The sequence below is a fragment of the Rhabdothermincola sp. genome, from assembly GCF_036846205.1.
Taxonomy (GTDB): domain Bacteria; phylum Actinomycetota; class Acidimicrobiia; order Acidimicrobiales; family Acidimicrobilacustridaceae; genus Rhabdothermincola.
This window is the reverse complement of record NZ_DAIUCK010000051.1, coordinates 1-22,340: the sequence shown is the minus strand read 5'-3', so window position 1 is coordinate 22,340 and position 22,340 is coordinate 1. Positions and strand designations below refer to the sequence as shown.

The following is a 22,340-nucleotide window of genomic DNA, read 5'->3' as shown; positions in this document are numbered from 1 at the left end:
GGGCCCGAGCCAGCGTGGGTGCTGCCACCGCCTGAGCCTTCTCCGCCCCCTTGGCCAGGATCGCCGCGGTGCCACCCGGGTCCGCCGCCAGCTCCGCGTAGCGCTGCTGGATGGGGCGCAGCAGCTCGCAGACCAGCTCGGCGGCGTCCGCCTTGAGCGGTCCGTATCGGGTGTAGCGAGTGGCGATGGTCTCCGGCTCCTCACCGGTGATGGCGGCCATGATCGACAGGAGGTTCGACACCCCGGGCTTGGCCTCCGGGTCGAAACGGACCTCGGTCTCGGTGTCGGTGACCGCCCGCTTGATCTTGCGCTCCACGCTGGTGAGGTCCTCGAGTACCAGGATCGTGCCCTGCGGCGAGTCCTCGGACTTGGACATCTTGCGGGTCGGGTGCTGCAGGTCCATGACCCGAGCACCCACCGTCGGGATCGCCGCTTCGGGGACCACGAAGACGTCGGTGCCGGCCCCGTAGCGGTGGTTGAAGCGGATGGCGAGGTCCCGGGCCAGCTCCAGGTGCTGGCGTTGGTCGTCGCCGACCGGGACCCGATCGGTGTCGTAGAGCAGGATGTCGGCAGCCATGAGCGCCGGGTACGTGAACAGCCCGGCGGACACGAACTCGGCCCCCTCGGACTTGTCCTTGAACTGCGTCATGCGACGCAGCTCACCGAAGGCCGCGGTGCACTCCAGGATCCAGGCCAGCTCGGTGTGCTCGGGGACGTGGCTCTGGATGAACAGGGTGGCGACATCAGGATCGATGCCGACGGCGAGGAGGACCTGGGCCAGCTCCAGCGTGCGGGCCCGCAGCTCGGCGGGGTCCTGCGGGACGGTCAGGGCATGGAGGTCGACGACGCAGTAGAAGGAATCGGCTTCGTGCTGCTCGCGCACCCAGGAGCGCAGGGCACCGAGGAGGTTCCCGAGCTGCACGGCACCGGTGGGCTTGATGCCCGAGAAGACCCGCGTCATGCCGGTCATGCTACGGGGTGCCTCCGGCGGCCCTGAAACGGCTTGCGCTCGACGGTGATCCGTCTGGGCTCCGCTGGTCGGGTGGCGGGGGAGGATGCGCGCCGCCACCCGGCGGCGCCTCTATCGTGTGTGCGCGATGTCCTACGCCGTGCAGACCCCTGTGTTCGAAGGGCCCTTCGACCTGCTCCTGCACCTGATCCTGCGCGAGCAGGTCGATCTCTACGAGGTGCAGCTGGCGTCCATCGTGGATGCCTACCTGGCGGAGCTCGAGCGGATGGACGCGCTCGATCTGGAGGTGGCCACGGAGTTTCTCCTGATCGCGGCCACCCTGGTGGAGCTGAAGGCCAAGCGCCTGCTGCCTGATGAGCACGGGGTGGACCTCGACGATGAGCTGGCCTTGTGGGAGGAGCGCGACCTCCTCCTCGCCCGCCTGCTCGACTGCAAGACCTTCAAGGACGCGGCCAAGGTCCTCGGTGCCCTGGCCGCGGATGCGGGCCGCTCCTACCCGCGACGGGCCGGCCTCGAAGAGCGCTTCCTGGAGCTGACCCCGGACCTGCTGGCCGGCATCGACGGCCACGACCTGCACGCCGCCTACCTCCGGGCCACCGCGCCGCGGCCGACCCCGGTGGTCGACCTGAGCCACGTCGGTGCCATCAGGGTGAGCGTCAGCGACGCGGTCGAGGAGCTGGTCGACGAGCTGCCTGGGGCCGGGCGGGTGACGTTCCGCCAGCTCACCGCGAGCCTCGTGGACCGGGTGGAGGTCGTGGTGCGGTTCCTCGCCGTGCTCGAGCTGTACAAGCAGGGCCTGATCGAGATCGAGCAGACCCGCTCGTTCGGTGACATCGAGATCCTGTGGATCGCCTCGCCCAGGGTTCGGGCCGCGGATCTCGCCGCCATCGACGTCTACGAGGGCTGATGACCTCCGATACCCGGCGGGCCGTCGAGGCCATCCTCATGGTGGCCGACCAGCCGGTCGACCCCCACCTGCTGGCCCAGGTCACCGAGACCAGCCCGACCGAGATCGACGAGCTGCTGCGGGCGCTCGCTGCGGAGTACGAGCAGCACGAGCGGGGGTTCGTACTCGCCAACGTGGCGGGCGGCTGGCGTTTCCAGACCCACCCCGACCTCGCGGCCTACGTCGAGCGGTTCGTCCTGGAGGGGCAGACCGCGAGGTTGTCGGCGGCAGCGCTCGAGACGTTGGCCATCGTGGCCTACAAGCAGCCGATCTCCCGTGCCCAGATCGCGGCCATCCGGGGGGTCAACGTGGACGGCGTGGTGCGTACGCTGGAGCAACGTGGCTACATCGCCGAGGTGGGGCGTGACCCTGGCCCCGGCCAGCCTGTGCTGTTCGGGACCACCGACCTGTTCCTCGAGCGGCTGGGCCTGGCCACGATCGACGACCTCCCCCCGATCGCCGATTTCGTGCCCGGGCCCGAGGTGGTCGAGGCCCTCGAGGCCGGCCTGCGGGCCGATACCGCCACCGGCGAGTCGGAGCGTCGCGAGGAGGCGGCGGCCGACCGGGCGGACGAGGAGCTGGCAGGGCCCGCTGGGGAGGTTCTCGGCGGCGGCTCCGAGCCGTCCTGAGCCGTGGGCTCCTCCGGGCGCTCCGCCGGGCGCGACGACGGCGATCGCCTCCAGAAGGTCCTCGCCCGAACGGGCCTCGGGAGCCGCCGAGCCTGCGAGGAGCTGATCGCCGCCGGCCGGGTGACGGTGAACGGCGAGGTGGCCGAACTGGGCCGGAGGGTCGACGTGGACCATGACCGTATCGAGGTCGACGGCGTGCCGGTGTCGGTCCGGCCCGGTCTCGTCTACTACCTCCTGAACAAGCCACGAGGAGTGGTGAGCACCGCCGATGATCCCCAGGGACGGCAGACGGTCGTCAGCCTCGTGCCTGCCGAGCCGCGGGTGCACCCGGTGGGGCGACTCGACGCGGACACGGAGGGCCTGCTGATCCTGACCAACGACGGGGAGCTGACCTACCGGCTCACGCACCCCCGTTTCGGCGTGGAGAAGGAGTACCTGGCGCAGGTCGCCGGCACGCCCTCCCGCCGGGCCGTCCGCCGGCTCCGAGACGGCGTTGAACTCGACGATGGCCCGACCGCCCCTGCCCGGGTCGCGCTGGTGGCGCCCAACCTCCTGCGCATCACCATCCACGAGGGACGCAACCGCCAGGTCCGGCGCATGTGCGAGGCCATCGGACATCCGGTGCAGCGCCTGGTGCGCTCCCGCATCGGCCCGATCACCGATCGCAAGCTGCGACCCGGGACGTGGCGGGAGCTGACCCCGGCCGAGGTACGGGCGCTCGAGCGAGCCGCCTCGGCGTCAGTGGGCGAGGGGGGTAGCTCGTGGGCGGGGCGCGCACGCCCGCGCCGGTAGCATCGGTGCCGATGCCCACCGTCCGAGCGCTCCGCGGGGCCACCACCGTCGACGAAGACACCGAAGAGCAGATCTTCGACCGGGTCATCGCGCTCCTCACGGCCATGTTCGACCGCAACGGCATCGACAAGCGCGACCTGATCAGCGTGATCTTCACCGCCACCGACGACATCCACGCGGCGTTCCCTGCGGCGGCGGCCCGCAAGTTCGGGCTCGGGGACGTGCCGCTGCTCTGCGCCCGGGAGCTCGACATCGACGGGGGTACACCCCGCTGCATCCGGGTCCTCATGCACCTGACCACCGACCGGTCGCGCGACGAGCTGCACCACGTCTACCTCGAAGGTGCCAGCAACCTCCGTGACGACCTCCCGGCCTGAGATGGAGGAGCGTCGCCGCGCGTGCGTCGTGGGCACCGGGTTGATCGGCGGGTCGATCGCGCTCGCCCTACGAGCTCGGGGGTGGCATGTCACCGGCACCGACCGGGATCCGGGGGCCGCGCGGCGGGCGCTCGAGCTGGGTGCCCTCGACGAGGTGGGGCACGATCCCGGGGCCGAGGTGACCTTCATCGCCACGCCGGTGGGCGCGATCCCGGCCGCGGTGACCGAGGCGCTGGCCTCCACCCGTGGGCTGGTCACCGACGTGGGTAGCGTGAAGGGCCCGATGCTCGAACTGATGGCCGATCCCCGCTACGTGGGCGGCCACCCGATGGCCGGCTCGGAGCTCGAGGGCGTCGACGGGGCGCGGGCCGATCTGTTCGAAGGGGCCACGTGGGTCCTCACCCCCGTGGCCGGCACCGACGACGCGGCGTACGCGGCGATCCGGTCGATCATCAGCTCGTTCGGCGCCGAGGTGGTGAGCGTCCCCCCGGAGCGTCACGACACCATGGTGGCGGTGGTCTCACACATCCCCCACCTCACGGCCGCCACCCTCATGCGGCTGGCGGACCAGCGGGCCAGCGAGCATCGGGCCCTGCTGCGCCTGGCGGCAGGCGGGTTCCGGGACATGACCCGGATCGCGGCGGGCCATCCCGGTATCTGGCCCGACATCTGCGCCGAGAACCGCGCCGCCATCGTCGACGAGCTCGATCGGCTCGTGGATGCGCTCACCGAGCTCCGGCACCTGGTGGACAAGGGGGAGCGGGCGGAGCTGGTGGCGATCCTCCAGCGAGCCCGGGAGGCCCGCTTGGCGCTGCCCGTCCGGTACGCCCGCCCCGACGAGCTGGCCGAGCTGCGGGTGCCGATCCCGGATCGCACCGGTGTGCTGGCCGAGATCACCACCCTCGCAACCGATCTCGACGTCAGCATCGCCGACATCGAGATCGCCCATTCGGCCGAGGGACCACAAGGCCTGCTCATCCTGCTGGTCGAGGCGGAGCTGGCGGATCGACTGCACGACGGCCTGGTGGCCATGGGGTACCGGCCGTCGGTGCACCGCCTTCCGTGAGCGAGACCTACGCGGTCCGACCGCTGGATGCACCGCCGGACGCGACGATCACCCTGCCCGGCTCCAAGAGCCTGACCAACCGGGCCCTGCTCTGCGCGGGGCTGGCATCGGGAGAGAGCGCACTGCCCGGTGCGCTGCTGGCGGATGACACCGAGGCGATGATGGAGTGCCTCGGGCGGCTCGGGGTGCGGTTCCGGTGGGAGGACGGCGAGACGGCCCTCCGGGTGATCGGGGTGAACGGAACGTTGCCCGGTCGTGCCGTGGAGTTGCACGCCCGGCTCAGTGGGACGACCTCTCGCTTCCTGCTGGCGGTGCTGGGTGCAGGTGGCGGGCCGTTCACCCTCGACGGCGCGCCGCCGCTGCGCGCCCGCCCGATGGCCGACGGCATCAGCGCGCTCCGGGCTCTCGGTGTCGAGGTGGTTGAGGGGGAGCTGTCCGGTCACCTCCCAGTCACGGTTCACGGCCCACCCCGGGCAGCATCGACTGCGGTGTCGGGTGACGTGTCCAGCCAGTTCCTCTCGGGCCTGCTGCTCGCGGCCCCCTGCTACCCGGGAGGGCTTGACCTCGCGGTCTCGACCCCGCTGGTGTCGGTGCCCTACGTCGACATGACCGTCGCGGTGATGGAAGCCTTCGGCGCGACCGTCCACCGACCGGGGCCCGGTCGCTTCAGGGTCGAGCCTGGCGGCTACCGCGCCACCCGCTACCCGATCGAGCCCGACGCTTCCGCGGCGTCCTATTTCTTCGCCGCGGCGGTGATCAGCGGGGGGCGGGTGCGGGTGCCCGGCCTGTCACGGTCGTCGCTGCAGGGCGATGTCCGGTTCCTGGAGGTACTCGAGCAGATGGGGGCTGTCGTCACCTGGTACGACGGCGGGGTGGAGGTCGCCGCCGGCGGCACCCTGCGGGGCCTCACGGTGGACCTGCGTGACCTGTCCGACACCGCGCCGACGCTCGCGGTCACCGCCGTCTTCGCCGAGTCGCCGACGGCGATCACCGGCATCGGGTTCATCAGAGCCAAGGAGACCGATCGCATCGCGGCCGTGGTACGGGAGCTGCGGCGGGCCGGGATCGAGGCCCGCGAGACGAGCGACGGGATGGTGATCAACCCGGGCGTGCCGCGCCCCGCGGTCATCGAGACTTACGACGACCACCGGATGGCCATGAGCTTCGCCTTGCTCGGGCTGCGGGTCCCGGGGATCGAGATCGCCGATCCGGGGTGCGTGGCGAAGACCTTCCCCCGATACTTCGAGGTGCTGGAGCAGTTGCGGGGCGGTTCGGGCGCAACGGGTAGCTTGACGAGCCGATGAGGGTGATCGCCATCGACGGCCCCGCGGGGTCGGGGAAGTCCACCGTGGCCCGAGCGTTGGCCCAGAAGCTCGGTCTCGACTACCTGGACACCGGAGCCATGTACCGAGCCGTGACCTTCGCCGCGCTGCGGCGGGGCATCGATCCTGACGACGGGGAGCGGGTGGCACGCGTGGCCGAGGACTGCGAGCTGGAGATGACTGACGACGGGACGGTCCGGGTCGATGGCGCCGACGCGACCATCGAGATCCGGGGGCCCGAGGTCACCCGAGCGGTGAGCATCGTGGCCGCCAATCCCGGTGTGCGGGAGCAGATGCGCCGCCGGCAGCGAGCCTGGGCCGAGCAGCGCGGGGGTGGTGTCATCGAGGGCCGGGACATCGGCACGGTGGTTTTCCCGGATGCCGAGCTGAAAGTGTACCTCGATGCCCGCCCCGAGGTCCGAGCGGCCCGGCGGTCGAAGGAGGTCTCGGACCTCAGCTACGAGACGGTGGCCGCGGACCTCGCCCGACGTGACGCGCTCGACCAGGGACGAGCGCACGACCCCCTGCGAGAGGCGCCGGATGCCTTCGTGGTCGATACCTCGGAGCTCGGCGTGGACGAGATCGTCGAGCGGGTGATGGAGAGGTTGGCGTGAGCGACGCAGCGCCGGGCTCGCATCGCCGACCAGCCATCGAGAAGGTCAAGGCCGACCGGGAGATCATCATCCCGGAGGGTCACCGGCGCGGCGAGCAGATGACCCTCGGCCAGCGGGTGATGTACCGCTTCCTGTGGTGGGTGGTCCAGATCGTGGCCCGCACCTACTTCCGGCTGTCGATCACCGGCCAGGACAAGGTGCCCGCCAGCGGCGCGTTCATCGTCTCGCCCATCCATCGCTCGAACCTCGACACCCCGGTGGTGGCGGCGATCACCCGCCGGCGCCTCCGGTACATGGGGAAGGAATCGCTCTGGAAGAGCCGTTTCGGGGCCTGGTTCCTCACCACCGCGGGCGGCTTCCCGGTGGAGCGGGCCTCGGCCGACCGGGCCGCGCTGCGAGCCTCGCTGGAGGTCCTCGAACGGGGTGAGCCCCTGGTGATGTTCCCCGAAGGCACCCGCCAGTTCGGACCCACCGTGCAGGAGCTGTTCGAGGGACCGGCGTACCTGGCCATCCGCACCCAGTGCCCCATCGTGCCGGTCGGCATAGGAGGCACCGAGCGGGCGCTGGGCAAGGGCATGAAGTTCCCGCGACCGGCCAAGATCACGATCGTCGTCGGCGATCCACTCATGCCCCCTCCGAAGGGGGAGACCGGTCGGGTGTCACGCCGGGCCACTCGGGAGCTGACCGCCCGCCTGGGCGCGGAGATCCAGCGGCTCTTCGACGAGGCGCAGGCCCGCGCCGGGCACCCGAACCGCGTGGCCGGATAGGGCACCGGCCGGAGGGGCACTCAGAACAGCCGCGCCTGTCGGGTCAGCTCCCGCACGAGAGGCTCGAAGTGTTCGAGCGGTAGCGTGTCGTAGTCCGGGTCGAACGCGGTCTGGTCCCACTGGTCGGCGAACCGCTCGGCCAGGGCGAAGGTCTCGGGATCGAGCTCGGCCCGGTGCCGTTCGCGGGCGTCCGGGTCGCCGCCGAAGTGATGGTAGTAGTGCCGGCCCTGGAAGTCCTGGTGCACCCGGATCATGTCGTAGACGGCCGGGCGGACGTAGGGCCGGATCATCTCTGCGGCGATCGCCGGGTGGTTGGGCACGCTGATCGCCTTGCCGACGTCATGCATCAGGGACGCGAAGACCACTTCGGGGTCGGCGCCGTCACGCTCGGCCCGGGTGGCGGTCTGCAGGCAGTGGGTGAGCTGGTCGGTGGCGAAGCCGTCGGTGATCGACGACAGGGAGCGGAGCAGGTCGAGCATGCGGTCGGCGACGCGGACCTGGTTCTTCGCGGTTTCGGCCCCGATGACCGCCCACTGCTCGGCGGTGGAGTGGTCCATGCGGGTGAAGCTGGTTGCGGCCATAGCCCACAGTGTCGCGCCGCTAGCCGGCGAGCAGCACCCCGAGGAACGTCGCCCCCAGCGCGGCGGCCAGGCTGACCGCTCCCCAGGCGGCCAGCGCGGCCCGGGAGCGGGCTCTGGCATGGAAGGCCGCACCGAGCCCGGAAGCCGCCACGACCACCAGCTTGAGAGCGAGCGTGACGTGGTAGGCGGCGGTGCGGCTACCGACGTCGATGGCCAACAGGTTCCAGACGCCGGTGATCACCAGCACGGCGAAGGCGGCCCACGCAATCCGGTTGAAGCGGCGGGCGACCGCCCGAGGAGCGTCCGGGCCGAGCTGCCGGAGGGTCGGGACGAGACCGGCGAGGGTGAGCTGCCCGCCGACCCAAACGGTTGCCGCGAGCACGTGGAGGAACAGGCGGACGGTCGTCCAGTCGGCGGTAAGCACGGTCAGGTGAGGGAGGCGAGGACGTCGCTGGCCCGCACCCGGCGGTCGTCGACCCCGGGGCGATTCGCGGGGGAGCCGCCCAGCGCGAAGGTGGCGAAGGAGTCGACGGCCGAGAGCAGATCTCGCAGGTTGCGCGGTGGGGGGAAGTACTCGTCCTCGTCCGTGAAACGGACCTCCTCCACCCCGCCGGTGGGGGCCAGGTGGGCGATCACGGCATCGACGAGGTCCTCGGGTGCGGAGGCCCCGGCCGTCACCCCGACCACGCCACTCAGGTCGTCAGGTAGCTCCTCCGGACCGTTGACCCGATGGACGCGGGGACAGCCTGCGGCCCGGGCGATGCTCTCCAGGGCCCGGGTGTTCGACGAGTTGGCGGAGCCGATCACCACCACCGCATCGCACCGAGGAGCGATCTGCATCAGCGCCGATTGGCGGTTGGTGGTGGCGAAGCACAGGTCGGAACGACCGGGCATCCACAGGTCGGGGAAGCGGCGGCGGGTGGCCTCGGCCACCTCGGCCCAGTCACGGTGGCTAAGGGTGGTCTGGGCCAGCAGCGCGACCGGTTGCTCGAACTCGGGGAGGGCATCGACCTCCTCCACCGTCTCGACCCGGTGGATGGCTTCCGGGGCCACGGCCATGGTGCCCACCGCCTCCTCATGCCCCTCGTGTCCGACGTAGACGATCCGGTAGCCCTTTCCGGCTCGCACCTTCACCTCGTGATGCACCTTGGTGACCAGCGGGCAGACCGCGTCGACGACGTAGCCTCCGCTGGCTCGCGCCGCCTCCACGACCTCCGGTGCGGAGCCGTGAGCCGACAGCATGACCGGCCGACCGGCAGGCACGTCGGTGATGTCGTCGACGAAGATCACCCCGAGGTCCTCGAAGCGCTGCACCACCCGCTGGTTGTGGACGATCTCGTGGTAGCAGTACACGGGCGGCTCGAAGGCTCGCACCATCCACGCCAGGGCCTTGATGGCCATCTCCACCCCCGCACAGAACCCACGGGGCGCGGCCAACAGCACCCGCTCCACCGTCGAGTCAGGGGGGTCGGCTCGCAGGGTGCTCATGGTCAGCCCAGGCTACCGGGAGCGCGCTCGGCGCCAGTACCCTGACGGGCCTGTGTCCGCCCCTCGTGTCGTCGCGGTAGCACCCGCCTCGCCGGCGGCGGTCGCCGGTGTGCTGCCCGGTGACGAGATCCTGGCGCTGAACGGCGAGCGCCCGCGGGACGTCATCTCCTACCAGCTGCTCGCCGACGAGCCGGAGATCCTCCTCGACGTGAATCGTGGCGGACTCGAGCTCACCCTCGAGGTCCACAAGCGTGCCGGGGAGCCCCTCGGGGTCGAGGTGCACACTGCCCTGTTCGACCAGGTGCGCACCTGTGACAACCACTGCGAGTTCTGCTTCATCTACCAGCTGCCCCGGGGGCTGCGTGAGAGCCTTTACGTCAAGGACGACGACTACCGGCTCTCGTTCCTGTACGGCAACTTCACCACCCTGACCCGCTTCACCGAGGCCGACCTCGAGCGAGTGGTGACCGAGCGGCTCTCCCCCCTGCACGTGAGCATCCACACCACCGACCCGCAGCGGCGGGCGGAGATCCTCCGCAACCGTCGCGGCGCCACCAGCCTGCGGTGGCTACGGGCACTGCTCGATCACGGGATCGAGGTCCACGGCCAGATCGTCGTGTGCCCGGGTGTGAACGACGGTGACGTACTCGACGACACGCTCGCGGGAGTGCTCGATCAGTACCCGGAGTTGGCGACGGTGTGCGTCGTGCCGCTCGGGGTGTCGAGATACAACACCGAGACCCGGATGCGGGCCCACACCCCCGCCGAGGCCGGCGCGGTGCTGGCCGCGGTGCACGACTGGCAGGAGGTCTACCGAGCGGTGCTCGGCCGGCGGCTGGTGTTCGCAGCCGACGAGTACTACCTGCTCGCCGGTGAGCCGTTCCCACCCGCCGAGGCCTACGAGGGCTTCCCGATGCACGAGGACGGCGTGGGCATGGCTCGGGCGTTCGAGTTGGAGTTCGACGGCGCGGGTACCCGACCGATGGCCCCCCGTAGTGGGTTCTTCGCCTGGCTCGAGGGCGCACCCGCCGAGGGGTACCGGGCTTCCCGCCGCGGGGAGCCGGCGGGGGAGGAGCTGCCCGTGCGGCCCGGCGCGCCCGTCGGGGTGATCACCGGCACCTACGGCGCCCGGGTGCTCGAGCCGATCATCGCCCGCCTGGGGCGGGGAGACGTGCGGATCATCGAGGTCCGCAACGAGTTCTTCGGCGGCAACACGGGCGTAGCCGGTCTGCTCGTCGGCGCGGATATCCACCGGGCGCTCCGGCGGCAGCCGGCCGGTCACCGGTACCTCCTGCCGGACGTGTGCCTGTCACGGGGACGGTTCCTCGACGGCAGCACCCCCGACGAGCTGCCCCGGCCGGTCGAGGTGGTGGCCACGAACGGAGCGGCGCTGCGTGCCGCGCTGGAAGGCTGACGTGGCCCTGCCGATCGTCGCCGTGGTCGGCCGCCCGAACGTGGGCAAGTCCACGTTGTTCAACCGCATCATCGGGCGCCGAGAGGCCATCGTGGAAGAGGAGCCCGGTGTCACCCGCGACCGCAAGGCGCTCGAGGCGGAATGGCGGGGCAGGCCCTTCCTGCTCGTCGACACCGGCGGTTGGCTTCCGGGTGGCAGCGCCCTCGACGAGAAGGTGAGCCGCCAGAGCGAGCGAGCGGTGCGCGAAGCGGCGGTGGTGCTGCTGGTGGTGGACGCGACGGTGGGCGTCGTCGAGGAGGACGCCCGAGTGGCCGAGCTGCTCCGCCGGAGCGGTGTCACGGTCCTGGTGGTGGCCAACAAGGTCGACGACGCGAAGCGGGAGCCGGCTATCTGGGAGTTCGTGTCGCTCGGGCTCGGGGATCCCTGGCCGGTCAGCGCGCTCCACGGCCGGGGCACGGGGGACCTGCTCGACGAGGTGGTGCGCCGCCTGCCAGCGCCCGAGCCGGCTGGCGGCGGAGCACCCGAGGAGCCGTCAGGGACCAGTGCCCGTGGAGACGAGGCAGCAAGGGTGTTCTCCGTGGCCATCGTCGGCCGGCCCAACGTGGGCAAGTCGACCCTGTTCAACCGGCTGATCGGTGACGAGCGGGCGGTGGTGCACGACCTGCCCGGCACCACCCGGGACACGATCGACACCGTGGTCGAGACCCCCGACGGGCCGGTGCGCTTCGTCGACACCGCGGGCATGCGCCGCCGGGCACGCATCGAGGAGGGCACCGAGTACTACTCACTGGTGCGTGCTTTGCAGGCCATCGATCGCTCGGACGTGGCGCTGCTGGTGATCGATGCTACCGAAGGGGTCACCCACCAGGATCAACGGCTGGCCGAGCGGATCGACGCGGCGGGCTGCCCGATCGTCGTGCTGCTCAACAAGTGGGAGACCCTTGATGCTGAACGCCGCGAGGAGGTGCTGGCCGAGGTCGGCCACAAGCTGCGCTTCCTCGGTGAGGCGCCGGTGTTGAAGATCAGCGCGAAGACCGGCAAAGGGGTGCATCGCCTGCTCCCGGCGCTGGCGGGGGCGATCGAGGATTACCACCGGCGCATCCCGACCAGGAAGGTGAACGAGGTGATCCGAGCCGCGCAGGCGGCCCAGCCGGCACCCCACGGTGCCCGGGTCTTGTACGCAACGCAGGGCGCTGTCGACCCTCCGACGTTCACCCTGTTCGCCAACCGTGGGCTGCCGGCGTCGTACCTGCGGTACCTGGAACGCAAGCTCCGGGAGGGCTGCGACCTCGGGAGCACACCGCTGAAGCTGCGAGTGCGTCGCCGCACCTCCTGATCCACCTGGGTCGCCGCTCCGCTTGGCATACACCGAGAGGCACCGAGGATGATGCAGGTACACAGCGTTCTGTCACCGGTTCTCAACCGGTCGCTACCGGGCCCTCAGTACGATGTTGCGCACCATGGACCAGTTGCTCTTGGGTCTCGTGTCCCTCGGGAGCATCGTGGCGGCGGCGGTGTGGGGCCGGTCCGCGCGGTACCGCGAGAAGCTCTACCAGCGGCTCCAGCGCGAGTCGGGCGACGCTGATCTCAAGGCACTCGCGCTCTCGGACTTCCGCAAGGACCTGCACACCACCATCCTCTACGCCGTGCTCGCCCTCGCGGCCGGGGCAGGAGCGGTGGCGGGGCGCAGCGCCGGCGCGATCCTGCTCGCGGTGATGCTCGTGCCCATCGCCATCTCGCTGGTGTTCGGTCGCAACTTCGTGAACGAGGCGCGGCTGGAGCACAGCCGCTCGGAGCTCGAGCGGCGAGCCCAGGAGGTCCTCGTGCAGGAGGATCTCGCCCCCCGCCGCTGGGCGGCTCGCCTGGCACCCGAGGAGCTGCCCGATTTCCCCGGCTTCGAGGTGGGCAGGGTCTACCAGGCGGGCGCAGGGCTGATGGCCGGGGACTTCTACGACGTGTTCCGCCCGGCGGACACCCGCTTGGCGGCGGTCATCGGGGATGTGGCCGGCCAGGGCATCGAGCCGGCCATCACTGCGTTCCAGGCCAAGTACCTGCTACGGGTGTTCCTCCGGCAGTACCGCGACCCCGCCCAGGCGCTGGAGGAGCTGAACCGGCAGATGTCCGCCATGGGACGCAGTGAGGAGTTCATCTCGCTGTGTGTCGTGCTGTTCGACACGCAGGCGGGGACGCTGCGCTACGCCTCGGCCGGGCACCCCGCCGCGTGGTTGTGGCACGAGCGCGAGGTCCGCCCGCTGCGAGCCACCGGTCCGCTGCTCATGCTCGATCCGGCCGCCACCTTCGTCAGCCGTGAGATTCCCCTCGAACCGAACGATCTGTGCCTGCTCTACACCGACGGCCTCTCCGAGGTGCGCTCGGGCAGCCAGCTCTTCGGCGAGGAGCGCATCGCCAACGCGCTCAGACGTGATCCCGGCGTGTCGCCGGACGTACTGTGCAAGTCGTTGCTCGAGGCCGCCCGCGACTTCTCGAGCGGCCCCATCAACGATGACGTCGCCATCCTCGCGATCCGCCGAGCCTGAACCGCCTGTCCCGAGCGGGACGCCGGGTAGCCATCCGGAGCACCTCGCGGCCCTGGCCGCACGGGCGCGGCGGGGCAACCTGGCCACCGGAGCCGCCAAGCTGGCCGAGCAGGGCAAGCTGTTCGTGCGCGACCGGCTCGACCTGCTGCTCGATCCGGGCTCCTTCGTGGAGGACGGTCTGCTCGCGAACGCGGTCGTGGACGGGCTGCCCGCGGACGGGGTGGTGACCGGCAGCGGGACGATCGACGGCCGGCCGGTGTACGTGATGGCCAACGACCCCACGGTCAAGGCGGGGTCGTGGGGGGCCCGGACGGTCGAGAAGATCGTGCGGCTGACCGAGGCGGCGTTGCGCGACGAGCTGCCGGTGTTCTGGTTGGTCGACTCGGCAGGCGCCCGTATCACCGATCAGGTCGAGCTGTTCCCCGGCCGCCGCGGAGCGGGGCGGATCTTCCACAACCAAGTGAAGCTCTCGGGTCGGGTGCCGCAGATCTGCTGCCTGTTCGGACCGTCCGCGGCGGGAGGGGCGTACATCCCCGCCTTCTGCGACATCGTGATCATGGTCGAGGGGAACGCCTCGATGTACCTCGGCTCTCCTCGGATGGCGGAGATGGTGGTGGGGGAGATCACCACCTTGGAGGAAATGGGCGGTGCGCGCCTGCATGCCACGGTCTCGGGTTGTGGCGACAACCTTGCGGTTGATGACGTGGATGCCATCAACCAGGCCAAGGCCTACTTCTCATACCTGCCGCAGAACTGGCGGGAGGCACCCCCGCGCTACGAGGTCCGGCCCCCGCTCGACGTCCTGGACGGCAACATCGTGCCGGACCAGGATGCCCGCGGCTACGACATGCACGAGGTCATCGACCGGGTGGTCGACCACGAGAGCTTCTTCGAGGTCAAGCCCCTTTTCGCCCCCGAGATCATCGTGGGCTTCGGGCTCCTCGAAGGCTCGCCGGTGGGGATCGTGGCGAACAATCCCATGCACAAGGGAGGCGTGCTGTTCGTCGACTCCGCGGACAAGGCGGCCCGGTTCGTGTGGTGCTGCGACGCCTTCAACATCCCGCTCGTCTTCCTCGCCGACGTGCCCGGTTTCATGGTCGGCACCGAGGTCGAGCGCCAGGGCATCATCCGTCACGGGGCGAAGATGATCACCGCGGTGTCCGAAGCGACTGTGCCGAAGGTGTCGGTGATCGTACGCAAGGCGTACGGCGCGGGCCTCTATGCCATGGCGGGACCGGCGTTCGATCCCGTGGCGACGCTCGCACTGCCCACCGCCAAGATCGCGGTGATGGGCCCGGAAGCGGCGGTCAACGCGGTCTTCGCCAACAAGATCGCCGCCATCGACGACCCGGTCGAGCGCGAGGAGTTCGTGCGGCGCCAGCGGCAGGTGTACGAGGCGGACGTCGATCTGGTGCGGCTCGCGTCCGAGCTGGTCGTCGACGCGGTGGTCGATTTCCCGGCGCTGCGCGACGAGATCGCCCGCCGCCTGGCTCGGGCGGCCGGCAAGAGTCGGGCCTTCAGTGAGCGCCGCCACGGCGTGCCGCCGGTGTGAGGTCGGCAGCATGCCGTGGTGCGACGACTGCTCGAAGTTCTGGAACCCGAACAGCCTCCCTCCCGACGGCACCTGCCCCACCTGCGGTCGGGTGATCGGGGAACCACCCGACACCCACGTGCCCTGGCACTTCTGGATCCTGGTCGCGGCCGCGGTGGTCTACCTCGGCTGGCGGGTGGTCCAGGGCATTGAGTGGTTGCTGTCGTAGCCCTCGGCGGAGCCGGGTCATCTCCAGCGTGTGGGCGGTTCGACCCCTCCCGGCGGCACAGTAGAGTGGCTGCTCGACGGGCTGTGGCGCAGCTTGGTTAGCGCGTCGGTCTGGGGGACCGAAGGTCGTGGGTTCAAATCCCGCCAGCCCGACCAGAAGGACCGCCCCTGCGTCGCACGGGTCAGGCGACCGCGGACAGCGGGCGCGGTTCGGTGAGCCGTTCGGAGCAGGGGAGCTGATGGGCGAGACGCAGGCCAACGACGGCGCGCCCGTCGAGACCGAGGTAGAGACCTCGGCCGGGATCCGGGCGGTGCGGCTGCAGAAGCTGGCTGCGCTCCGGGCCCGGGGCGTCGATCCCTACCCCTACCGCTTCGATCGAGATCACACCATCGGCCAGATCCGAGAGCGCTTCGGCGACCTCGGACCGGGAGTTGAGACCGACCAGCGGGTTCGGGTCGCCGGCCGGCTGATGCTCAAGCGAGAGCAGGGCCGACTCACCTTCGCCAACCTGAGGGACCGATCGGGCGAGATCCAGCTCTTCGCCTCGCAGGCAGTGCTCGGCGCGGGGGCCCTCGCGGCCTTCAACGATCTCGACCGGGGGGACTGGCTCGGGGTCGAAGGCCTCGTGATGGTGACCAGGAAGGGCGAGCTGTCCGTCAAGGTCGAGCGCTTCGAGTTGCTCGCCAAGGCGCTGCGCCCGCTCCCTGACAAGTGGAAGGGCCTCTCAGACATCGACACCCGGTACCGGCAGCGCTACGTCGACCTGATCGTGAACGACGAGGCGCGGCGAGTGTTCGAGGTGCGGCGGTCCGCGATCGACGCCATCCGCACCACGCTGCGCGAGCGCGGGTACTACGAGGTCGAGACGCCGATGCTCAATCTGCAGCAGGGCGGCGCCACCGCCCGGCCCTTCATCACGCATTACAACGCGCTCGATCTCGACACGTACCTGCGCATCGCGCTGGAGCTGCCGCTCAAGCGGCTGGTCGTCGGGGGCATGGAGAAGGTCTTCGAGATCGGACGGGTGTTCCGCAACGAGGGCATCGACACTCGCCACAACCCCGAGTTCACGATGCTCGAGGCCTACGAGGCGTTCGCTGACTACACGGACATGATGACCCTCACCGAGGATCTGGTCGCATCAGCTGCGATCGCCGCGAACGGTACGACGAAGGTCACGCTGCGAGGACGGGAGATCGATCTCGCGCCCCCGTGGCCGCGGGTCACCATGAACGAGTTGATTCACCGCACCGTGGGCGTGGAGGTGCACCCGTCGATGCCGGTCGAGCAGGTCCGCGCCGTGCTCGACGACCTGGGTGTCGCCTACCAGGACCACTGGGGCGCGGGCCGCATGGTCTTCGAGGTTTACGACGAGTTGGCCGAGACGAAGGTCTTCGAGCCCACCATCGTGATCGACCATCCGCGGGAGACCTCGCCGCTGGCCAAGCCCCACCGGTCCGACCCCAGCCTGGTCGAGCGCTTCGAGGTCATCGTCGACGGGCGGGAGCTGGCGAACGCCTACAGCGAGCTCAACGATCCCGTCGAGCAGTTGGCTCGCTTCGAGGCCGAGGCCCTGGCCAAGGCGGCCGGCGACCTGGAGGCAGGGGACGTCGACCTGGACTACATCCGGGCCCTCGAGTACGGCCTGCCACCCTGTGGGGGCCTCGGTATCGGCATCGATCGGCTGGTCATGCTCCTGGCCGGCGTGGAGAGCATCCGGGAGGTGATCCTCTTCCCGACCCTGCGCCCGGAGGTGGGGCTCACCGCGGAGGAGTTCCGTCACCCCTGACGGGCCCACGGGCGCCCTCGGCCTGCGCCGGGCGCGCGGAGGCGTCGCAGCTCCTTCGGTAGCGTGGCGCGATGGGCACCGAGCAGACAGCCGGGACGTCGGGCAGCGTCCGCTACGAGCCGGAGCCGCCGATCGTGGTGATCACGATTGACCGCCCGGAGGTGCGCAATGCCGTCGATCGCCCCACGGCGGAAGCGCTGGCCAGTGCCTTCCGCCGCTTCGATGACGACCCGGAGCTGGCTGTGGCCGTGCTCACCGGCGCCGGGGGCAGCTTCTGCTCCGGTGCGGATCTCAACGGCATCTCGGAGGGGCGCGGCAATCGCGTGGGGCTCGACGGCGACGGCCCGATGGGCCCGACCCGGATGCTGCTGTCCAAGCCGGTGATCGCCGCGGTGGAGGGGTATGCGGTGGCGGGCGGCCTGGAGCTCGCGATCTGGTGCGACCTGCGGGTCGCGGCGCGTGACGCGGTGTTCGGCGTGTACTGCCGGCGGTGGGGTGTGCCCCTCGTCGACGGCGGCACCGTTCGCCTGCCACGCTTGATCGGTCACAGCCATGCGCTCGACCTGATCCTCACCGGTCGGGGCGTGAGCGGTGAGGAGGCCCGGGTGATGGGATTGGTGAACCGGCTCACCCCGCATGGGGAAGCGCTGGCGCAGGCCGTCGCGCTGGCTGGCGAGATGGCCCGGTTCCCGCAGCGATGCCTGCGCGGCGACCGCCGGTCGTCCTACGAGCAGTGGGACCTGAGCCTCGCGGAGGCGCTGCGCAACGAGACCGAGATCGGGCGCGGGGTGATCGCGTCCGGTGAGACCCGTGAGGGCGCGAGCCGGTTCGTGGCCGGCGCGGGAAGGCACGGCGCAGGGGGTACGGGCCCGATCCCCGACGGGGACGATCGGTTGGGGTGGGGAAACTAGCGTTCCACGCCATGTGTGGCCGGTTCGTGGCGGCGTCACCGCCGGATGAGATCGCCCGCTACTTCGGCGCCGAGGCCCCCGAGGCGCTGCTCGAGCCCAGCTACAACGTGGCTCCGACCAACGACGTGTACGCGGTGCTCGAGGACGGGACGACTCGCCGGGTGGAGACCCTCCACTGGGGGTTGGTGCCGCGCTGGGCGAAGGACCCGTCGATCGGGAACCGGCTGATCAACGCTCGGGCCGAGACCCTGGCGGAGAAGAACGCCTTCAAGCACGCCTACCGCATGCGCCGGTGCATCATCCCTGCGGATGGGTTCTACGAGTGGCGCCCGGAGCCGGGCAAGAAGAGCAGGCAGCCCTACTACGTGCGCCGCGCCGACGGCGAACCGCTGGCGTTCGCCGGCCTGTGGGAGCTCTGGCGCAACCCAACGACCCCGGACGAACAGCTCCGCTCATGCTGCATCATCACCGGTGAACCGAACGAGAAGGTCCGCCCCATCCACGACCGGATGCCCGTGATCCTCCCGGAACGCGCCTGGGACATCTGGCTCGACCCCACCGAGCATGACCTCGACACTCTGGGCAGGCTCCTGGTGCCGGCCCCGGCCTCGCTGATCGAGCTGTACCCGGTGAGTCTCGAGGTCAACAACGTGCGCAACAAGGGCCGCCACCTCATCGATCCCGTCGAGACCCGAGGCACGGTGCTTTGACGGTGACTCTCCGGCGACGGGTCGACAACGTCGTGCTCAGGTGGCAGGCCCGTCTCGACAGCGAGTGGGTCGACCGAGTGCTCCCGTGGCTGGTGTCCGCCGGATTGTTCCTCTGGCTGGCGGCTCTCGCGTTGGCGAAGGCTCGTTCGCTCGACGGGACCGTGGACCTGGCCGCCTACACCCAGGCCGCCTGGGACATCCGTGAGGGGCACGAGCCGATCATGACGGTGACCAACGGGTCACACGTCCTGGCCCAGCAAGCGGCGTTCCTCTTCTACCCGATGGTCGGTGTCACCTACCTGACGACCATCATCCCCGGTCTGCTGTTGATCCAGGCCGCGGCGCTCGCACTCGGGATCGTTCCGCTGTGGCGCATCGGGAGGAGGCTGGCCAACCTGCGGGTGGGCGCGGTGGCGACCTTGGCGTTCGTCTACGCGGTGTACCCCACGCTGCACAACCTCAACCTGGCCGGATTCGACCCTGCGGTCGTCGCCCTCCCGGCTCTGCTCGCGGCCTGCTACTTCGGGCTCACCGGCCGCTGGCGCTGGTTCGCCGCCTGCTGCGTGGTGGTAGTCGGCGCACGCGCCGATCTGGCCCTCGCCGTCGCCGGTCTCGGCGCGCTGCTGGCGGTCGAGGGTCACCGCCGCCAGGGTCTGGTCACCGTCGTGGTCGCGCTCGCCTGGACGGTGGTGGCCGCGCTGGTCGTCCAGCCTGCGTTCGGACACGGCGGCTTCCCGCACCTGGACGCGTTCGCGGCGTTCGGCGACACCCCGGCCAGCGCCCTGTGGGGGATGGTGACCCATCCCGTCGAGGTGTTGAGCCGGCTGGTCAGCGAGCAGAACTTCAACCTCGCGGTCACGTTGTTCGCGCCGGTCGTGTTCCTGCCGGTCCTGGCGCCCCGGTACCTGCTGCCGGTGATCCCGCTGCAGACCCTCTACCTCGTGGCGGACGTCCCGACCGAGGCCGTGTTCGGGAAGCAGACCATCGCCATCACCGCCTTCATCTTCCTCGCCACCGCGATGGCGCTCCACCGCCTCGGCCGCATGGGGGTGGAGAAGATCACCGTCGATCCCCGGTTGCTCGGGGCGCTGCTGCTCGCGGGCACGGTGTTCTTCGTCCGCGACGCGGCCAGCTCGCCGTATCGGGAGCCGTGGGACTGGGGCGGCCAGGACGAGGTGGACGCCGTGCGGCTCCGTGCTCGCGAGCTCATCCCGCCGGAGGCCTCCGTGCGAGCGTCCCGATCGATGCTGCAGGTCCTGGCCGAGCGGCCGGTGCTGTACCAGCTCGAGCAGGGAGACCGGCCCGACCCGGTGCGCGCCGCTCAGGATGTCGACGTCGTCGTCCTCGACGAGCGGGAAGTTCCGGTCTGGGATGCGGTCGACCGGCGGGTGTTTCGGCTGGGGATGCAGACCGGCGGGTTCGCGGTGGTGCTCGACGATCACGACATCGTGGTGTTCGAGCGGCGTGGGCCATCCCGCTGAGCGAGCTCAGCTGAGATGCGTTGTCCCCAGGCCTTCGCGCAGCCGTGCCGCCGCCGCGTCCAACGCTGCCGGATCGGGTGAGGGATCCGCGTTCGAGAAGTCGAGGTCGTGGACGCCGTCGATGGGCACGACGTGGAGGTGGACGTGTGGCACCTCGAGCCCCGCGATCATGAGGCCCACCTTCACCGGCTGGAAGACCCGTTGCTGCACCGCCGCGATCTGCTTGGCGACGAGCAGCAGGTGGGTAGCCAGGTCGTCGTCGAGATCGATCCAATGGTCGACCTCCTCGATGGGCACGACCAGGGTGTGCCCTTCGCGGAGGGGATTGATGGAGAGGAACGCGACACAGCGCTCGTCGCGCCACACGAACCGTCCCGGGAGCTCACCGTCGATGATGCGGGTGAAGATCGTCGCCATGGCTCGACTGCCTCGTAGGTGGGAGGGCCCTCTCGGGCCGGGTCGGGGCCGGTCCGCCGACCGGTCCGGATCGTAGGCTGGTTGCCGTGACGATGCCCCACCGATCGGGAGGAGACGGTGCGCCGCTGGGTGCCTCGCCCGACGCGCCCCGCCCGCCGCTCTCGGAGGTCGGCGCGGCGTCCGGAGCGCTCCCGGGGGACGACCGGATCGCGACCGTCCCGAACGCCATCACCCTGGTACGCCTGCTGTGCCTCCCGGTGTACCTGTGGCTGCTCCTGCGCACGGAGAACCGAATGGCGGCCGCGGGCCTGCTTGCCGGGCTCGGGGCCACCGACTGGGCGGACGGCTACATCGCCCGCCACTTCAACCAGACCTCGAACCTCGGCCGGACCCTGGACCCGGTGGCGGACCGGATGCTGTTCTTCGTCGGGGTCGGTGGCATCCTCGCGGTGGATGGTGCGCCCCGATGGTTCAGCATCGTCGTGCTGGTGAGGGAGTCCCTCGTCGGCGGTGCGGCGGTGCTGCTGGCCGCGCTGGGAGCGGAGCGGATCGACGTGACGTGGTTCGGCAAGGCGGGCACGTTCTGCCTGATGTTCGCCTTCCCGCTGTTCCTGGCAGGCTCGAGCTCGAGCACGTGGGCGCCGGCCTTCGAGAACCTGGCGTGGTTGGCTGCCATCCCCGGTCTGGCCCTGTCGATCTATGCCGCAGTCGGCTACGTGCCCATCGGGTGGCGGGCGCTGCGCGCCGGGCGTGCCAGCCGAGCCCCCGAGGCCCGTGCCGGGCAAGCGACCGGATAGGTTTCGGGGGGATGAAGGCCGTGATCATGGCCGGCGGGGAGGGCACCCGGCTGCGACCGCTGACCTCCAATGCCCCCAAGCCGATGCTCCCGCTCGTGAACCGGCCGATGATGGAACACGTCATCGAGCTGCTCAAGGAGCATGGCTTCGACGACATCGTGGTCACCGTCGCCTTCCTCGCCAACGCCATCCGCAACTACTTCGGCGACGGGTCCGAGTTCGGCGTCCGGATCGCCTACACCACCGAGGAGACGCCGCTCGGCACCGCCGGATCGGTCCGCAACGCCATGGACCAGCTCACCGAGCGGTTTCTCGTGATCTCCGGTGACGTGCTCACGGACATCGACCTCAGTGCCATCGTGCGGTTCCACGAGGAGCGCGGAGCCGTCGCGACGATCGGCCTCGCGCACGTCGACAACCCGCTCGAGTTCGGCATCGTGATCACCGAGGAGGACGGGGCGATCGAGCGCTTCCTCGAGAAGCCCACGTGGGGGCAGGTGTTCAGCGACACGATCAACACCGGGATCTTCGTGCTCGAGCCGGAGATCTTCGACTACATCCCGCCCGACCGCCCGGTCGACTTCTCGGGCGAGGTCTTCCCGGCCTTGCTGGACAAGGGTCGTCCCCTGTACGGCGCGGTGGCCAACGGCTACTGGGAGGATGTGGGCACGCTCGAGGCTTACGTCAGGGCCCACAAGGACATCCTGGACGGCAAGGTCCGGGTCAATATCCCAGGCTTCGAGATGCGGCCGGGGGTGTGGATCGGGGAGGGTGCCGAGGTCCACCCGCAGGCCGTCATCGTGGGACCTGGGGTGATCGGTGACAACTGTCGCCTCGAAGCCGGGGCCCGCCTCGGTGAGTACAGCGTGCTGGGAGCGAACGTGCGGGTTCGCAATGACGCCGTCCTGGAGCGGTCAGTGGTACATGACAACGCCTACCTGGGTGAGGGTGTGCACCTCCGGGGGGCGGTGG

At 70.4% G+C, this 22,340-nt stretch carries 24 protein-coding genes and 1 tRNA gene; 20 read left to right on the top strand and 5 right to left on the bottom strand.

All coding sequences use genetic code 11. The annotated features are described in order from the left end of the window. Nucleotides 1-961 (bottom strand): tryptophan--tRNA ligase (gene trpS / locus V7004_RS09090; protein WP_334143494.1); only part of this gene is annotated, 961 nt, incomplete at its 3' end. A gap of 136 nt (nucleotides 962-1,097) precedes the next feature. On the opposite strand from trpS, the gene V7004_RS09085 reads away from it, so the two are divergent. The 8 genes from V7004_RS09085 to V7004_RS09050 are packed head-to-tail and all read left to right on the top strand — an operon-like array spanning nucleotide 1,098 to nucleotide 7,483. Then, entirely contained in the window at nucleotides 1,098-1,877 is a 780-nt protein-coding gene (locus V7004_RS09085; protein WP_334143493.1) for a segregation and condensation protein A, read from the top strand. Beyond that, a complete protein-coding gene (scpB, locus tag V7004_RS09080) occupies nucleotides 1,877-2,545 on the top strand; it encodes an SMC-Scp complex subunit ScpB (protein ID WP_334143491.1) in 669 nt (222 codons plus the stop codon). Before V7004_RS09085 ends, scpB begins: the two co-directional genes overlap by 1 nt. 3 nt (nucleotides 2,546-2,548) lie before the next feature. Then, the gene (locus tag V7004_RS09075) at nucleotides 2,549-3,337 is read left to right on the top strand and encodes a pseudouridine synthase (RefSeq protein ID WP_334143490.1); all 789 of its coding nucleotides are present in this window, start codon (nucleotides 2,549-2,551) and stop codon (nucleotides 3,335-3,337) included. A gap of 11 nt (nucleotides 3,338-3,348) precedes the next feature. After that, nucleotides 3,349-3,714 carry a chorismate mutase gene (gene aroH, locus V7004_RS09070; protein ID WP_334143489.1) on the top strand — a complete coding sequence of 122 codons (366 nt, stop codon included), beginning with the start codon at nucleotides 3,349-3,351 and terminating at the stop codon, nucleotides 3,712-3,714. Beyond that, complete coding sequence (locus V7004_RS09065) at nucleotides 3,695-4,780, top strand: prephenate dehydrogenase/arogenate dehydrogenase family protein (RefSeq protein ID WP_334143488.1); 1,086 nt, start codon at nucleotides 3,695-3,697, stop codon at nucleotides 4,778-4,780. The genes aroH and V7004_RS09065 overlap by 20 nt, the downstream gene beginning before the upstream one ends. Continuing rightward, nucleotides 4,777-6,084 (top strand): 3-phosphoshikimate 1-carboxyvinyltransferase, encoded by a 1,308-nt coding sequence (aroA, locus tag V7004_RS09060; protein ID WP_334143487.1) that lies wholly within the window; start codon nucleotides 4,777-4,779, stop codon nucleotides 6,082-6,084. Before V7004_RS09065 ends, aroA begins: the two co-directional genes overlap by 4 nt. Beyond that, nucleotides 6,081-6,716 carry a (d)CMP kinase gene (gene cmk / locus V7004_RS09055; RefSeq protein ID WP_334143486.1) on the top strand — a complete coding sequence of 212 codons (636 nt, stop codon included), beginning with the start codon at nucleotides 6,081-6,083 and terminating at the stop codon, nucleotides 6,714-6,716. Before aroA ends, cmk begins: the two co-directional genes overlap by 4 nt. After that, nucleotides 6,713-7,483 (top strand): lysophospholipid acyltransferase family protein, encoded by a 771-nt coding sequence (locus tag V7004_RS09050; RefSeq protein ID WP_334143485.1) that lies wholly within the window; start codon nucleotides 6,713-6,715, stop codon nucleotides 7,481-7,483. Before cmk ends, V7004_RS09050 begins: the two co-directional genes overlap by 4 nt. Before the next feature lie 20 nt (nucleotides 7,484-7,503). Here V7004_RS09050 and V7004_RS09045 read toward each other — a convergent pair whose 3' ends face one another. The 3 genes from V7004_RS09045 to ispH are packed head-to-tail and all read right to left on the bottom strand — an operon-like array spanning nucleotide 7,504 to nucleotide 9,552. Continuing rightward, entirely contained in the window at nucleotides 7,504-8,064 is a 561-nt protein-coding gene (locus tag V7004_RS09045) for an HD domain-containing protein (RefSeq protein ID WP_334143484.1), read from the bottom strand. 19 nt (nucleotides 8,065-8,083) lie between these two features. Then, nucleotides 8,084-8,488: a hypothetical protein gene (locus V7004_RS09040; protein ID WP_334143481.1), complete on the bottom strand. Its 405-nt coding sequence runs from the start codon at nucleotides 8,486-8,488 to the stop codon at nucleotides 8,084-8,086. Between the two features lie 2 nt (nucleotides 8,489-8,490). Continuing rightward, nucleotides 8,491-9,552 carry a 4-hydroxy-3-methylbut-2-enyl diphosphate reductase gene (gene ispH, locus V7004_RS09035; protein ID WP_334143480.1) on the bottom strand — a complete coding sequence of 354 codons (1,062 nt, stop codon included), beginning with the start codon at nucleotides 9,550-9,552 and terminating at the stop codon, nucleotides 8,491-8,493. Nucleotides 9,553-9,604: 52 nt separating this feature from the next. Between ispH and V7004_RS09030 the strand changes: the two genes are divergently transcribed. The 10 genes from V7004_RS09030 to V7004_RS08985 all read left to right on the top strand — a co-directional run bounded on the left by V7004_RS09030 (nucleotide 9,605) and on the right by V7004_RS08985 (nucleotide 20,154). Then, nucleotides 9,605-10,966, top strand: a complete 1,362-nt coding sequence (locus tag V7004_RS09030; RefSeq protein ID WP_334143478.1) for a DUF512 domain-containing protein — start codon at nucleotides 9,605-9,607, stop codon at nucleotides 10,964-10,966. Then, on the top strand, nucleotides 10,947-12,302 hold the full coding sequence (gene der / locus V7004_RS09025; RefSeq protein WP_334143477.1) for a ribosome biogenesis GTPase Der: 1,356 nt from the start codon (nucleotides 10,947-10,949) through the stop codon (nucleotides 12,300-12,302). The genes V7004_RS09030 and der overlap by 20 nt, the downstream gene beginning before the upstream one ends. A gap of 124 nt (nucleotides 12,303-12,426) precedes the next feature. After that, the gene (locus V7004_RS09020) at nucleotides 12,427-13,503 is read left to right on the top strand and encodes a PP2C family protein-serine/threonine phosphatase (RefSeq protein WP_334143476.1); all 1,077 of its coding nucleotides are present in this window, start codon (nucleotides 12,427-12,429) and stop codon (nucleotides 13,501-13,503) included. Further along, nucleotides 13,469-15,055, top strand: coding sequence for an acyl-CoA carboxylase subunit beta (locus V7004_RS09015; RefSeq protein ID WP_334143475.1), 1,587 nt, complete (start codon nucleotides 13,469-13,471; stop codon nucleotides 15,053-15,055). Before V7004_RS09020 ends, V7004_RS09015 begins: the two co-directional genes overlap by 35 nt. A 10-nt stretch (nucleotides 15,056-15,065) precedes the next feature. Then, complete coding sequence (locus V7004_RS09010) at nucleotides 15,066-15,263, top strand: hypothetical protein (RefSeq protein ID WP_334143474.1); 198 nt, start codon at nucleotides 15,066-15,068, stop codon at nucleotides 15,261-15,263. A gap of 77 nt (nucleotides 15,264-15,340) precedes the next feature. Further along, nucleotides 15,341-15,418: transfer RNA gene (locus V7004_RS09005), tRNA-Pro, on the top strand. A gap of 83 nt (nucleotides 15,419-15,501) precedes the next feature. Further along, nucleotides 15,502-17,052 carry a lysine--tRNA ligase gene (gene lysS, locus V7004_RS09000; protein WP_334143472.1) on the top strand — a complete coding sequence of 517 codons (1,551 nt, stop codon included), beginning with the start codon at nucleotides 15,502-15,504 and terminating at the stop codon, nucleotides 17,050-17,052. A 71-nt stretch (nucleotides 17,053-17,123) separates the two neighbouring features. Further along, nucleotides 17,124-17,963, top strand: coding sequence for a crotonase/enoyl-CoA hydratase family protein (locus V7004_RS08995; RefSeq protein WP_334143470.1), 840 nt, complete (start codon nucleotides 17,124-17,126; stop codon nucleotides 17,961-17,963). Next, nucleotides 17,951-18,673, top strand: coding sequence for an SOS response-associated peptidase (locus tag V7004_RS08990; protein ID WP_334143469.1), 723 nt, complete (start codon nucleotides 17,951-17,953; stop codon nucleotides 18,671-18,673). Before V7004_RS08995 ends, V7004_RS08990 begins: the two co-directional genes overlap by 13 nt. A gap of 2 nt (nucleotides 18,674-18,675) precedes the next feature. Further along, nucleotides 18,676-20,154 (top strand): DUF2079 domain-containing protein, encoded by a 1,479-nt coding sequence (locus V7004_RS08985; protein WP_334143468.1) that lies wholly within the window; start codon nucleotides 18,676-18,678, stop codon nucleotides 20,152-20,154. A 6-nt stretch (nucleotides 20,155-20,160) separates the two neighbouring features. Here V7004_RS08985 and V7004_RS08980 read toward each other — a convergent pair whose 3' ends face one another. Then, nucleotides 20,161-20,571, bottom strand: coding sequence for an HIT family protein (locus V7004_RS08980; protein ID WP_334143466.1), 411 nt, complete (start codon nucleotides 20,569-20,571; stop codon nucleotides 20,161-20,163). Nucleotides 20,572-20,663: 92 nt separating this feature from the next. On the opposite strand from V7004_RS08980, the gene V7004_RS08975 reads away from it, so the two are divergent. Both V7004_RS08975 and V7004_RS08970 read left to right on the top strand, forming a co-directional pair. Further along, nucleotides 20,664-21,368 (top strand): CDP-alcohol phosphatidyltransferase family protein, encoded by a 705-nt coding sequence (locus V7004_RS08975; RefSeq protein ID WP_334143495.1) that lies wholly within the window; start codon nucleotides 20,664-20,666, stop codon nucleotides 21,366-21,368. Between the two features lie 11 nt (nucleotides 21,369-21,379). Beyond that, on the top strand, nucleotides 21,380-22,340 hold a 961-nt coding region (locus tag V7004_RS08970), incomplete at its 3' end, for an NDP-sugar synthase (RefSeq protein ID WP_334143465.1).